The 12,291-nt window shown below is 61.2% G+C and carries 12 protein-coding genes and 2 tRNA genes; 10 read left to right on the top strand and 4 right to left on the bottom strand.

Features of this window, described 5'->3' with window-relative positions; genetic code table 11:
- Positions 1-8: 8 nt before the first annotated feature.
- The 3 genes from DDF70_RS32780 (at position 9) to DDF70_RS32770 (ending at position 2,355) form a co-directional block, all read left to right on the top strand.
- Positions 9-1,148 (top strand): ATP-binding protein, encoded by a 1,140-nt coding sequence (locus DDF70_RS32780; RefSeq protein WP_114948787.1) that lies wholly within the window; start codon positions 9-11, stop codon positions 1,146-1,148.
- Between the two features lie 430 nt (positions 1,149-1,578).
- Positions 1,579-1,761, top strand: a complete 183-nt coding sequence (locus tag DDF70_RS32775) for a hypothetical protein (protein ID WP_114948786.1) — start codon at positions 1,579-1,581, stop codon at positions 1,759-1,761.
- Between the two features lie 240 nt (positions 1,762-2,001).
- The gene (locus tag DDF70_RS32770) at positions 2,002-2,355 is read left to right on the top strand and encodes a hypothetical protein (RefSeq protein ID WP_114948785.1); all 354 of its coding nucleotides are present in this window, start codon (positions 2,002-2,004) and stop codon (positions 2,353-2,355) included.
- Positions 2,356-2,700: 345 nt separating this feature from the next.
- Here the strand turns inward: DDF70_RS32770 and DDF70_RS32765 are convergent, their stop codons facing one another.
- On the bottom strand, positions 2,701-3,294 hold the full coding sequence (locus DDF70_RS32765) for a hypothetical protein (protein ID WP_114948784.1): 594 nt from the start codon (positions 3,292-3,294) through the stop codon (positions 2,701-2,703).
- A 138-nt stretch (positions 3,295-3,432) separates the two neighbouring features.
- Between DDF70_RS32765 and DDF70_RS32760 the strand changes: the two genes are divergently transcribed.
- Positions 3,433-4,548, top strand: coding sequence for an IS110 family RNA-guided transposase (locus DDF70_RS32760; RefSeq protein WP_114948783.1), 1,116 nt, complete (start codon positions 3,433-3,435; stop codon positions 4,546-4,548).
- Positions 4,549-5,006: 458 nt separating this feature from the next.
- Here DDF70_RS32760 and DDF70_RS32755 read toward each other — a convergent pair whose 3' ends face one another.
- Together DDF70_RS32755 and DDF70_RS39400 are read right to left on the bottom strand one after the other, a co-directional pair.
- Complete coding sequence (locus DDF70_RS32755; protein WP_114948782.1) at positions 5,007-5,510, bottom strand: DUF3455 domain-containing protein; 504 nt, start codon at positions 5,508-5,510, stop codon at positions 5,007-5,009.
- A 78-nt stretch (positions 5,511-5,588) separates the two neighbouring features.
- Positions 5,589-6,164: a GcrA family cell cycle regulator gene (locus DDF70_RS39400; RefSeq protein ID WP_114948781.1), complete on the bottom strand. Its 576-nt coding sequence runs from the start codon at positions 6,162-6,164 to the stop codon at positions 5,589-5,591.
- Positions 6,165-6,283: 119 nt separating this feature from the next.
- Here DDF70_RS39400 and DDF70_RS32745 point away from each other — a divergent pair.
- Positions 6,284-6,359: transfer RNA gene (locus DDF70_RS32745), tRNA-Ile, on the top strand.
- Between the two features lie 3 nt (positions 6,360-6,362).
- Positions 6,363-6,447, top strand: a tRNA-Leu gene (locus tag DDF70_RS32740).
- Positions 6,448-6,464: 17 nt separating this feature from the next.
- Here DDF70_RS32740 and DDF70_RS32735 read toward each other — a convergent pair.
- Complete coding sequence (locus DDF70_RS32735) at positions 6,465-6,677, bottom strand: hypothetical protein (RefSeq protein ID WP_114948780.1); 213 nt, start codon at positions 6,675-6,677, stop codon at positions 6,465-6,467.
- Between the two features lie 607 nt (positions 6,678-7,284).
- Here DDF70_RS32735 and DDF70_RS32725 point away from each other — a divergent pair.
- From DDF70_RS32725 to DDF70_RS32710, 4 genes are all read left to right on the top strand, one after another.
- Positions 7,285-7,875, top strand: a complete 591-nt coding sequence (locus DDF70_RS32725) for a Uma2 family endonuclease (RefSeq protein WP_114948779.1) — start codon at positions 7,285-7,287, stop codon at positions 7,873-7,875.
- A 333-nt stretch (positions 7,876-8,208) separates the two neighbouring features.
- A complete protein-coding gene (locus DDF70_RS32720; protein ID WP_114945246.1) occupies positions 8,209-9,396 on the top strand; it encodes a tyrosine-type recombinase/integrase in 1,188 nt (395 codons plus the stop codon).
- A complete protein-coding gene (locus DDF70_RS32715) occupies positions 9,387-11,693 on the top strand; it encodes a tyrosine-type recombinase/integrase (RefSeq protein WP_114945247.1) in 2,307 nt (768 codons plus the stop codon). The genes DDF70_RS32720 and DDF70_RS32715 overlap by 10 nt, the downstream gene beginning before the upstream one ends.
- A complete protein-coding gene (locus tag DDF70_RS32710; protein ID WP_162820372.1) occupies positions 11,638-12,054 on the top strand; it encodes a DUF6262 family protein in 417 nt (138 codons plus the stop codon). Before DDF70_RS32715 ends, DDF70_RS32710 begins: the two co-directional genes overlap by 56 nt.
- The last annotated feature ends 237 nt before the right edge of the window (positions 12,055-12,291 follow it).

Here is a 12,291-nt window from a genome sequence, read left to right as displayed (position 1 = left end):
CCGCCGAGCTGAACGAATTGCTCGACAGCTATCCTGCCGTCGCCCTCCTGGGCCCGCGGCAGGTCGGCAAAACGACACTGGCTCTGACCATCGGGGAGCACCGTCCGTCGATCTATCTCGACCTGGAATCCGATGCTGATCGCGCCAGGCTGTCAGAACCAGAACTCTATCTCGCCGGCCATGAAGACAAGCTTGTCATTCTTGACGAAGTCCAGCGGCTACCGGATCTGTTTCAGAACTTGCGCGGTCTGATCGACCGCGGTCGCCGCAAGGGGCGGCGGACGGGCCGCTTCCTGCTCCTCGGATCCGCGTCACTCGATCTCCTGAAGCAGTCGGGCGAAAGCTTAGCCGGGCGGATCGCCTATCTCGAAATGCACCCGATCGATGGATTGGAGGTTCCGGCTTCAGACTTGAACCGATTGTGGCTGCGTGGTGGCTTCCCGGACAGCTATCTGGCCACCAGTGATCGTATCAGCCAACGGTGGCGACAGGATTTCATCCGAACCTACCTGGAACGCGATATCCCCCTGCTGGGGCCTCGCATTCCGGCCGAGACCTTGCGTCGCTTCTGGACCATGCTGGCACATCATCAGTCCGGACTCCTCAATGCCGCCGAATTCGCACGTGCACTTGGCGTGGACGGAAAGACCGTGGCGTCCTACCTCGACCTGCTGGTCGACCTGCTGCTCGTGCGGCGACTGGAACCCTGGCATGCCAACGTCGGCAAACGCCTCGTCAAGTCCCCGCGCGTCTATGTCCGCGATAGCGGCATCACACATACCCTGCTTGGACTTGCAACGCAGGATGACGTGTTGGGTCACCCTGTAGCTGGAGCCAGTTGGGAGGGCTTTGTCATCGAATCCCTGATCGCCGCCGCCCCTTCCGACACACAGGCAAACTTCTACCGGACATCCGCAGGCGCGGAAATTGACCTACTCCTCACCTTGCCCGGTCGTCACTCATGGGCCATTGAGATCAAGCGTAGTCTGGCACCGAAGGTAGAGAAGGGTTTCCATCACGCCTGTGAGGATCTCAAACCCGAACGCCGCATCGTTGTCTATCCAGGAGCCGAATCTTTTCCTCTGAAGGATGACATTGAGGTGATGCCATTGCCAACTCTCGGTCAGGCGCTGTTGGCGGAAAAATGACCTTTGCATCAAAACCTCTAGCGACCCCTCCACACCCAAATCCGAATAGCCGAATGATCAGGTAGGTCTCGTAGGCTCAGTCGTACCGGCGGGCTGCCAGAAAGCGCTCCCGCAGTGCATGCAGGTGCTCGAGCCGATGGATCCACGGGTTTTCCGCTCGTGTGACATGACCCCCATCCAGGCAAAGGGACATTCGAACCTGATTTTAGAGCGCTTCCCTGAATGACGTAGAAATCTAGGGTATGATCCTGTCAACGCACGCGGATTAACTCTCGGAGAGGGGCGCGCTCGCCGACATTGTTTGACCTTAGGCGGAACGGTCCCAGGAAGTTACCAAGCTCACGGATGCGGGCGTTTAAGCAGTCCTTAACCATGCCGGATCGATCATCTTAGCGTGCTGGCTGCTAGATGAGACCTTTGGGAGGCTCTCATGGACGATGAGGTCGAATGTATCGCCAAAGCCTTCTATGCGCTCCAAGACGAAGCGCGGGGCTGGGACGGAGAGCCTGAGCGATTGAAAGAAGCCTTTCGCCAAGATGCCCGCACCGCCATTGCCATGGTTGACGTTGGCATCGAAGCACGACGTCAGGCGAGCAACCGCTCAACCGTTTGATCTTATCGCGCGGTTGTCACCCAGGCGTGGACGCAAAGATCAGCCTAAGACCCTTAAAACACCGGCGGCTGATCATCGGCGAGTAGCCTGATACACAGTCTGTGGTGCCGGAATTGAGCAGAGCGCTTGGCTGATCGCACACCAGCGCGATTGGTCCCAAAGCGCTCAGAGTCTGGACTTGGATGTCTCCCTTTCTGTCCGAGAGCTGGAAGAGGATACGCTTGAATGTGAACTGTCCTCTTGGAGGAAATAGGTGTTGATGAGCGCTGTCACTCGTCGGCCCAGCGCCTGATCCTGTTTGAGATTGCCCGTGCCGAGGATCTCGAGCCTTGTTTCAAAATCTGGATCGCAGATGAGAACGGCCGGATCCTGCTCGTCGTGGTCTCCCGGGCTGTCCAGGAACCAGCCCTCGTCCGGGTTCGGGTCTTCCGGATAGATACCCGCATTCAGGCTCTCGACAAGGTACCGGGCGAGACGATCATTGATCCGCGTGCCGTCATCTTCGCCAAAGAGGAGCCGGGGCTCGCCGTGCCGATCCCGGATGACGTGCTGCCGCTCTCGTCCGGGTCGGGCGAGGAACAGCGTCCATGGTGACGACGGGCTCATGGCCTTCTCCTCTCGTCAGCGGACGGCCAGGGAGGTCCAGGATCACCTCCCGGCCGCGTGGGGAAAGTGATGGCGCACCACCTTGCTTCTGCGCCTCCGGACCTGCTTAGGTTTCGGTTCATAGAGTTGAGAACGAGTTCTGGGCCTTTGCGAGCAAGGGTTGGTGACGATTCTCCTGCTTGTCCCCGTTCTCCACGGGATTCACAGGGATTGGTCTCTCGGCAATACCCTGATGCTTCGAAAGAGCAGGCTCGCCCCACAGCGATGTCCGCTCTTTATCAGCACGTGCGCGCTCCGGCAGCCTCTGGTCGATCCCCGTCAGATCGGCCAGCGCTAAACCGGACCGATTTCCGTCGATAGGGGCGACCTCACCTCGACGCCGATCGCGCGCTTGTCATCAAAGATGATCCGCATGGTGTGCCCCGGAGGCAGGATCACCTCTTGGGTTCTCGCGTTCTGCGGCGAAGGCGCGGTGTAGAGAACAAACACCTCCCGCTTGGCCTCAAGCTCCTGCTGCCAGAAGACATAGAACTCCCGACCGACGAGGACCTTCTTGCTGGCCAGCAACGGCCTCATTCGAGAGCTGAGCGGCGCATCGTCAACCTGAAAGCCCATCGCCTTGAGCTGGATGAGCAGAAAGGCGGCATTGCGGATGGCAACGGCGCCGTGCGACCGCGTGGGCATCGATCGGGTGGCATTGGCCCAGACCTGCACCTCCTCGAAGTCGAAGATCTGCGCCAATTCGTCGACGGCAAAGCCGGCCAGCCGCGGATCCATAGCGGCAATCAGCTCCTGCAAGGCGGCTGAATAGATCCAGCCCCGTGCCAGGCTTTCCTCAATGAGTTCAATGAAACTGTCGGTGAGGATAAACTCGTACGATGGCAGCGGTTCTTGAGCTTGCGCGATCAGCTGATCGAAAGCGTCCACCTCTGCATGACCCAGTAACTCCCGCAGCACGCGCAGAGCACCGTCAACTTAGCCCTATGACCGTCACGCGCACGGAAGTGCGCGATACTCCGGGACGGAGCAGCGACGCGACTGACGCTGCCAACCTGGAGACTGACCATGATGATCAAGTTCATTGGCCTCGATGTACACAAGGACAGCATTGCGGTTGCTGTCGCGGACGAAGGGCACAAGGGTGAAGTGCGCTTCTACGGCACGATCCCAAACACTCCTGAGGCAATCCGCCGGCTCGTCAGCCGCCTGTCTGGTCCCGGCGTCAGATTGTCGTTCTGCTACGAAGCGGGCGCCTGTGGTTATGGTGTGCACCGGCAACTCACCAAACTCGGGGCGGAGTGCCTGGTGATTGCTCCTTCCATGATGCCGCGCCGCCCAGGCGAGCGCATCAAGACCGATCGGCGCGACGCCCTGACCTTGGCGCGTCTGTTGCGGGCCGGGGAGCTCACAGCCGTGTGGGTTCCCGACGAGGGTCACGAGGCGGTGCGCGATCTCGTGCGTGCCCGCCGGCAGGCCAAGGACGATCTCACGGCGGCCAAGCTGACGCTGTTAAGCTTTCTGTTGCGCCAGGACCGGCGCTTTCCGGGACGCTCGACCTGGAGCCAGGCGCACTGGCGCTGGCTCGGGCAGCAAGCCTTTGCCTCCCCGCATCACCAACTCGTCTTTGGCGAAGGTATCCGGCGGATCGAAGAGGCTCAGGCGCGCTGCGACCGGCTCGACCTAGCGCTGGCCGAGGCCGTGGCTGGCTGGTCCCTCGCCCCTCTCGTTCAGGCTTTGCGCGGGGTGGGTTTGGTGGTTGCTGCCACGCTGGTGGCCGAGATCGGCGACCTGAGCCGCTTCGAGACGCCCAAGCAACTGATGAGCTGGCTTGGACTGGTGCCGTCGGAACGGTCGAGCAGCACCCGCCGGCGCCGGGGTGGCATCACCAAGAGCGGCAACGGGCATGCCCGCAGCATGCTGATCGAGGCGGGCTGGTCCTACCGCTTGCCGGCCCGCGAGGCGGTGCGATACCGCGCCCGGGTGGAAGGGCTCCCAGCCGAGATCCGAGCGGTGGCCTGGCGGGCCCAGGTTCGGCTCTGCCAACGCTTCCGGCGTTTGATGGCCGCCGGCAAGCCGTTGCCCAAGGTGACCACGGCGATTGCGCGCGAACTGGCCGGGTTCGTGTGGGACATTGCCCGGCGCGTCCCACTTGCACCTGTCACGCGAACTCAGGGAGCGTAAGCCGCTTCCCGCACGCATCTGCCCGGCCGCACAGGAGGGATTGAGCGCATGGACTGATCACCGACCTGACCGGCGTGCCGTGGCGCCCTGGAGCGATGGGAAGCCCTCGATATACGCTCGCGCAAGCCTTCGCGCTGATGCTCGAAGCTTAGACTGAGGAAGGCCCACGACGAACACTGGGTAATGCGGTCGCCAATCCGCGGATGAGAGCTTGATCAATCGTCGTCCGATCAGGAGCCGCGGCACACCCGTCAGGTCGCTGGATCTTGCGCCGACTCGCAATCGGCGACAAAATCCTATGCTGACGTCCCGGAATGACGGTCATAAGAGCGCTTCTACTTGCTCATGCTGACCGTTTGGCGGGAGCGAGGCACAGCATTTTCAACGCCTTAGGTCGGGGCGGGCAGTCCAATATGGCTGTGATTTAGTCAAGTTGACGGTGCCACCTTGGCCAAGGATCAACTGCGGTTCTTCAGAAACACGTAGTCTGCGGAGTAGGGCACGCTCAGGAGCGCTCCGACCGCCTCACACGCCCCCGCGGCAACGCCGCCTTTCGTGTTGAGCCGTTGGATTGTCGTCGCGCCGGTGAGTCTGCCGGCTCCGGCTTGCGACACTGCCTCGAGCTTCAGCCATGGAATGTCTTGGGGCGTCGTGCCCGGAGCCCTCGCAACCACTCTGCCGACAACCTTGCTGCCATCACCCAATTCCCAACTTGGACCGGCATAGTGCCAACCGACCGTCTTGCCATCCATGAGCAAGGTTGCAATCGGTTCGCGAAACTGCCACACGAGCTTTCCTTCCGAGTCGAGCTTGCAGTCGTAGATTTGGGCACCCTCGGCGTGAAGCATTGCGATGAGCGTCTCACCAGGAGCGGCGATTGGGTCAGGGACTTGGGCGCTCGCCATCCACGGCACTGAGACAGGAAAGAGAACTGCAGCCACGAGGGTTGTGAGCTTTGGCATGTTCAAGGCGGTCACTCCCTTCGCCGGGCGGGCAGATCGGGGCGCTGCCGATGAACACCCTCCAAAGCAGAAGGCGCTTCACCTGTACCAGCTCAAGGACCGACTGGCTCGGCTTGAAGCTGCCGGGCCCGCATGGTCGTGGAGACGAAACACTGGCTCGTACGACCTTGCGGCCGGCGGAGACGATAGGCTTCCAGCGCGGCGCAAGCAAGTGCCACTGTCTGGTCGTGCGGACCCGGATGGCGGGTCTTCATCTATGAGCCGGGCAGCAGTCTCGCCTTCAAAGAGACACCGCACAGCTGGGACAAGGGTGCCGGTGAGGTCGCTATCGCGGAAGCCAAGGCCTTGGTTGATGAGCCTATTCGCAGCAAGGCTGGTCCCCATTGATTTCACAGTTGCTGGTCGTTCCGCTAGTTCTCCTTGGCCTGCTCTAACGAGGACTCGCAGAACGAACCCACGCCCAGTCCTCATACCACCAGCTGGCTTGGTGTAGACCAGCTGTCGATGCCAAGGGCACCAGCTGGATCCGTCATCGGTGGGGGCACCGCAGAAGATTGCCTCGGATTCGTCCGAGACAACATAGCGGCATTGCTGCGCCCGCAGCTTGAAGAGCGTGGTTCGGTCGCGAGGAGAGGGCTCGGGGATCTCAGGCATGGGATACTCAGTGACAGGGACCTGATCTCCTAAAGGTCTGGGTCTTCATGAGTTCCGTGCCGGTGTGCCTTTCCTGACATGGCCAGCCATGCGTGAATGCGGCACAGTTCGGGAGGCGTGGGCCTGTCGCTCAATGGTGAGAGCCGGCCGCTCATAACGGTCTGGTTCCCGGTTCGGGTCCAGGCGGGCCCACCACGTGCCGGCGTGGCGGAATTGGGAGACGCACTGGATTTAGGTTCCAGCGGCGCAAGCTGTGGGGGGTCGAGTCCCTCCGCCCGCACCAGTCCACGATGCCGCAGCTCATTGGCCCGTCCAGGTCTCGATGGCTTCCTTCAAGCCTGCAGGCAAGTCGATCGGAGCCTTGGTCTGCAGGGCTGTTCCTGAGGAAGCGAGCTCGGTGAGTAGCGCCCGGTACCTTTCGACCTTGGGTTCCTGCGCTCTGCCGACACTCTCCGCCGCATCATCATCCGGAGCGCCGGAGAACAGACAGAGGAGGGCGACGATCGCGCGCATGGTTCGGCTCCATCAGGGGACGCAGTAGGCGAGCGTACCGTGACAGTTTCGGGGCTCAAGAGCCGTGCGGAACGGCACACCCAATAGAAGGGCCGATCCATGCCCGACACATTGCCAGCCATTCTGTCGGACAGGGTTACTAGCGCTTTGCGACCGTTGCCGTGGGCCCGACTTGCCAACGCCTATGTCCGGAGGACAGGGCGGACACGATGATGCAAGCGTATGTCAGCCAGTTCCAATCACGCGAAACAAGTCCAAGTACAATGCCTTTCGCAGCTCCCGCCTCATCGGCTTCTTTCTGTCAGCCGGATCAACCAAATCCCCTCTGACGAAGCAGGCAGAGCGCATTCTTGCCCTTTGGAAGGATATGGAGATTCTGGCTGAACGCGTAGAAGGGGGTGCTATGTTCGAGCTGCCAATGACGAGCACCCGGATCAAGCAACTCAAATAACTTTACTGCAAGCATTTGCTGCCCGCTTGGAGCCTTGTGCAGAAGGCTTTTGCCCCTTGGAAACTCGCACGATGTGCTCACCAACGAGACGGTGATATAAGGGAGGCGCAGCCGCGACGCTGGAGTTCTTCTGTGGAGATACCTGAGCATCGGTTGATGACTGCCGACGAGTTTTTCGATTGGATCGAGAGGCAATCCGAGCCGTATGAACTCGTCGATGGCATACCTGTTCGCACGATGGCAGGAGCCAGGCAGAGCCACAACGTGGCGACTACCAATATCGTGGTAGCACTGGCTCCGTCGGCAACGACGAAGGGTTGCCGCACAACATCGAGCGATACGGCGGTCAGAACCGGGCAATACGGGGTCCGATACCCGGATGTCATCGTCGATTGCGGCCCGCCTGACCCGTCAGCGGAGGAAGCGGCACGGCCCACGGTCGTCGTGGAGGTGTCCTCACCCGGCACCTTGGCCATAGACCTGACGGATAGGATCGATGAGTATCAGGCCCATGACGACATCCAGGTCATCATGCTTGTGGAGCCGGATGTTATCTCGGTGAAAGTCTATCGACGCGATGTGCATGGCCTCTGGACCATCGAGAAATACGATGACCTCGAGCAATCCGTTGATCTTCCCGAAGTAAACTCGTCCATCTGGCTGCGGGATATCTATGACACTCTGGAGCCAAAGTCGCGGCCGAAGTTGCAGGTGGTGCAGGAACCAGAAAGCAAGCCCGAGCCATAACTGAACAGAGAACTGGAATGCGAAAGCCGGAAAGCTGAGATACCAGCGCTCCCGCGATGGGAGGGAGAGTAATCCCTCTGGCGCAGAGCGAAGCCCGGCTTGACGAGATCACGATTGAGGACGATGCAACCGGCTGAGTTCCCGGAGCACAAGGAGCACCTTTGTGCTGCCATCCTTCAGCTCGCTCACAGACTTCTTGTCAAAATACCTGTTATGCGATTCCCTATAGGTCGCTTGGTCATGTCACTGACGTGATCGACCTACCCCTTTGAGGGCTTGGCGCCGGTCCCTGACAGTCGTACCATCAGGTGTCAACGACGCGGATGACGGCCCATGCACCTGCAGCGCATCGTCCTCCCGAGCGGCCACATCATCTGGACCGCCTATGACGGCGATGCCATCGTCACCGAGATCCGTGAGTTCGTCATCTCCCTGGAGGCGCGCCATCACGCGCCGAGTACCGTTGCCCACTATGCCCGGCATGTGGTCCGGCTCGGCAACTATCTTGCCACCATAGGCAAGAGCTTCCGGGAGATCGCACCCTTGGACCTCGACCGCTTCATTCCCGCGGTGATCCGCCATGGCTCGATCCTGGATCTGAAGACCGCCCTCAACATCATCCCGCTGCGCCCGGAACCCGTGGACGTTTCCGCCAGCCTGCACAACCAGATCCTGTTTGCGATCAAGGCCTTCTACACCTTTCTGGACCTGCGCCACGCCGCACTGATCTTTGATGCCGGCGAGCGGCCCCGGACGCATCATCCCGACGCCTACAAGCCTTTCCTGGCCCATATCATGCAGCGGAAGGCGCGGCGCTACACCGAAAGCCGGTCGGACCACAAGGCCAAGGCGGCCTCCGCCAAGCGGGCCGTCGACCACCGGCTGACGCCGGAGCAGGTCCTGAGGATCATCGAGGCGGCCAGCCTCATGCGCGACGCCTTCCTGGTGGTCCTCCTGTACACGACCGGCATCCGGATCGGCGAGGCGCGGGGCCTGCTGCACGAGGACTTCCGGTTGGAGGAGAACGTCATCTGGGTCACGCAGCGCCTTCACGAGAACAAAGCGCGCGTCAAATACGCCAAGGCGCGGCCGATCCCGGTGCTCGACTTCGTGATGACGATGTACGAGGACTATATCGCCAGCGACGAATACCTTCCGGCCTTCGAGACCGGCACGAACTATGTGTTCTGCAACATCGCCAAGGCGCAAATCGGCCGCGGACTGACCGAGAGCAACGTCTACGACATTCAAAAGCGTCTGGTCCGGAACGCTGGCATTGCGTTCACCTGGCACATGTTCCGCCATACCCATGCCAGCGAGGCGATCGCTCAAGGCTATAGCCTGCTCGATGTCGCCGACCGCCTCGGGCATGCCAGCCCGCAGACGACCAATGCCATTTACAAGCACCTGTTCAATGCCGAGTACAAGAAGCTGCAGCTCAAGAACCACACGGAGGTCGAAGAGCGCCTGAATGACTTGCGGCGTATCGGCCTGACGGAGGAGAAGCTCAAATGGCTCTGAAGCTCACCCGAAGCTGCGACCCGGACGTCGCGTATCTTGGGAGCCTGCGGGCCTTTCTGACCGACCTGCACCCTACCCTGCTCGAACGAGACCTGTGGGGCTTCCATACGCTTCGGGAATGCTTCGGGATCGATGCCGGATCCGCGTTATACGCGCCGGACAGTTATGGCGAGGCGCGGCACGCTCAAATCCTCCGCGATGCCCAGGAGATCGAGCCCAAGAGTGGCCGCGTCGAGAGCAACACCCATGGAGGACGGGGCAGAAAAGGCCGCCCTGCGTCGATCGTGCGACAGCGCGGTCAAACGCTGCCCGATGCGTTGCTGGGTGGGATCGGCTTCGACTTCGCCGCCGTGCCGGAATTCTACAAGACGGAGCTCAAGGCGTTTTTTGCCTGGCGTCTGGCACGCCCACAGAGCCGGCACTATCGCTGGTACACGAGAGTGGTCCAGTTGATCCCCTTCTGTGCTGACCTTGCATCCAGTCAAACACATGCGGCCCACCACCTGATCGACTTCGGGCACCCCATCGAGAGCGGGTCAGGGCGCGGCAGCACGCCCCTTCGCAGCCTGTTCGAGCAGTGGCTGGCAGCGCGGGACTACTCGGCTCGTCCCACGAAGCGCAAATGGCGCCGGGACGCCACAATCCATGAGACAGCCTACGGGCCCGTGGCCAGCGCCGTGGCCAACGTCTTGGTGTTCACCCTCATCCTCTTGCGCGAGAGAGCCAAGCCGGTGGAGGCCAGAGACTTGGTGCTCCTGGAGGATGTTTATCCTGCAGATGACGTTCCGGTGACGACGTCCAAAGCACCCTATCTCAGCTTCTTCCGCATTCAACTTCCGTGGCTGCGCCACGTGGCGCGGCGCTACGTTCTCAACAAAATCGAGCACAAGGAGCTCTCTCCGCGCTCTCTTCCATCCTACATTGGTTCGCTCGGGCTGATCGAAGTATGCCTGTACGGCATTCATCCCTCACCTCGCCCCGAACACATCACACAGGAGTTCATCGAGCATACGTTCCTGTCGTGGGGCAACGACAAGGGGTTCACCGGACAGAACTGGTATACGGATCCCCTCAACATGCTTCAGTGGGCCTGCGCCTACCTCCCGGAATACCGCTGGCGCCGCCTTGTCTTCGATAAGAGAAACGTTCGCAGAGTTCGCAGCTATCATCCCCGAACGCATGAATATGAGCGCAATCTCGAAGACGCGATGGTGCCCGAGGAGGTCATTGAGCAGATCTTCCTGAGGTTCGACTCCCTGCCGGTTGTCTGCAGACGCCTTCTGATCATCGCCCGCTACACGGGCATGCGGTCCATCGACCTGCATGCCCTTGCGTTCGACTGCCTGGCACCGGATCCGGACGATGCCGACTTCATGCTGCTGACCTTCTATCAGTCCAAGGTCAAGCGCTGGAACACCAAGCCGCTGCACAAGAACGATGCCGCCCATGCTCTGGTCATCCAGACCATCCAGGAGCAGCAGGACGACGTCCGGAGGGCATGGCGCCGCGAGACACAATACCTGTTCCCCCATAGGCTCGGCGATGCCGAGGTCCATCTCAGTCCTGGGCACACCCGGGACGTGATTGCGAAGTGGATCATTCGCCAGGGCATTCGTGACAAGGACGGCGGCATCTACAAGTTCGGTTGGCATGACCTGCGCCATTTTTACGGCACCGAGCTGGCGCTGGCCGGTTACGACATCATGATGATCCAGATGGAACTGGGCCATGCCTCGGCCGACATGAGCCTGATCTACGTCAACCAGCGTCTGAAGCTGAAGAAGAAAGCCGTCCTCGAGAAGGGGGGCGGCAAGTTCATCTCCATCAAGGGCGAGGTCGACGACAAGGTCGCCGAACTGGCGCTGCGCAAGGACGCCTCCCTGGCGGTTGACGTCCCTGGCGGCCTCTGCTCGCTCCCGGGCCAGATCGGCGAATGGTGCGAACACAACGGAGCCTGCTTCACGTGTTCGTACTTCCGCGCCGATATCGGGCAACTGCCGTTCTTCGAGAGAGAAATGCGCACCATGGCTGCCAGTCTCACCCGCCTCAAAGGCGAGGTGGAAGGCTTCGATCAGGACGGCCACCGGCGCATGGCTGACATCGGTCGCAAGCGGATGGAGCGGACCCAGCAGGGGCTTGCGAACGTCAAGACCATCATCAAGACGATCAGGGCGGAGGGAAGCTACAGTGGCCGGGCTCGAAAATACCAGCGGGCTGCTTGCAGCGGCGCGGCAGCGGAGTGTGACCAAGCGGCGTGCGGTCGAGGAGATCCTGGGCGCCATGCGACGGAACGGTGAGGTCATCTCGTTCAAGACCGTGGCCGAGCGCGCCAACGTCAGCCGCGAGTACCTTTACCGCCAGTTCAAGGAGGTGATCCAGCAACTGCGTACGACAGCGCTTCAGCAGCGTGTGACGGTCGACGGCGAGGACATCCGGGCGCGCTCGGCGGGCCGTGCCGCAACGATCGAGGTGGCGCTGCGCCACAAGATCAAGCGGCTGGAATCGGAGCTGGCCGAGGTCCGCCAGCAGAAAATGGAGCTGGATCGCCGCTATGAGCGCGCGCTCGGCGAAGCGGAGGAATGGCGCAGCCGGCATCAGCGCGCCGTGACCGAACTTCTCGAGGTGCGCAGCCGGTTGACACGTTATGGATCGTCATGAGCCATGACGGGCGGAGCCGTCATGGCATGGTAGCCGAACGTCACCGGCACGCGGAGCGGTCAAGAAGGCCCGCAGGGCCCCGCCGGAGGCGGCCGGCCGCAGGCCTGTTCTTGACAGCGAGCATGGCGGTGGCACCTCGATCGCATGGCCCATGGATGACATGTCAATCAGGTCTAAACATCTGCTCTATCTGAGGAATTAGAGAACACCTCCAGGTAAAAATGCGAAATGTTATAA

The organism is Microvirga calopogonii (genome assembly GCF_003347665.1).
Lineage (GTDB): Bacteria > Pseudomonadota > Alphaproteobacteria > Rhizobiales > Beijerinckiaceae > Microvirga > Microvirga calopogonii.
This window is presented reverse-complemented; position numbering and strand designations above follow the sequence as displayed.

What these genes read in the sequence shown, in the direction of transcription:
- DDF70_RS32775 (WP_114948786.1), top strand. Translation starts at nt 1,579, where the DNA reads ATGGACGATGAGGTCGAATGTATCGCCAAAGCCTTCTATGCGCTCCAA.
- DDF70_RS32760 (WP_114948783.1), top strand. Translation starts at nt 3,433, where the DNA reads ATGATGATCAAGTTCATTGGCCTCGATGTACACAAGGACAGCATTGCG.
- DDF70_RS32755 (WP_114948782.1), bottom strand. Translation starts at nt 5,510, where the DNA reads ATGCCAAAGCTCACAACCCTCGTGGCTGCAGTTCTCTTTCCTGTCTCA.
- DDF70_RS39400 (WP_114948781.1), bottom strand. Translation starts at nt 6,164, where the DNA reads ATGCCTGAGATCCCCGAGCCCTCTCCTCGCGACCGAACCACGCTCTTC.
- DDF70_RS32735 (WP_114948780.1), bottom strand. Translation starts at nt 6,677, where the DNA reads ATGCGCGCGATCGTCGCCCTCCTCTGTCTGTTCTCCGGCGCTCCGGAT.
- DDF70_RS32725 (WP_114948779.1), top strand. Translation starts at nt 7,285, where the DNA reads ATGACTGCCGACGAGTTTTTCGATTGGATCGAGAGGCAATCCGAGCCG.
- DDF70_RS32720 (WP_114945246.1), top strand. Translation starts at nt 8,209, where the DNA reads ATGCACCTGCAGCGCATCGTCCTCCCGAGCGGCCACATCATCTGGACC.
- DDF70_RS32715 (WP_114945247.1), top strand. Translation starts at nt 9,387, where the DNA reads ATGGCTCTGAAGCTCACCCGAAGCTGCGACCCGGACGTCGCGTATCTT.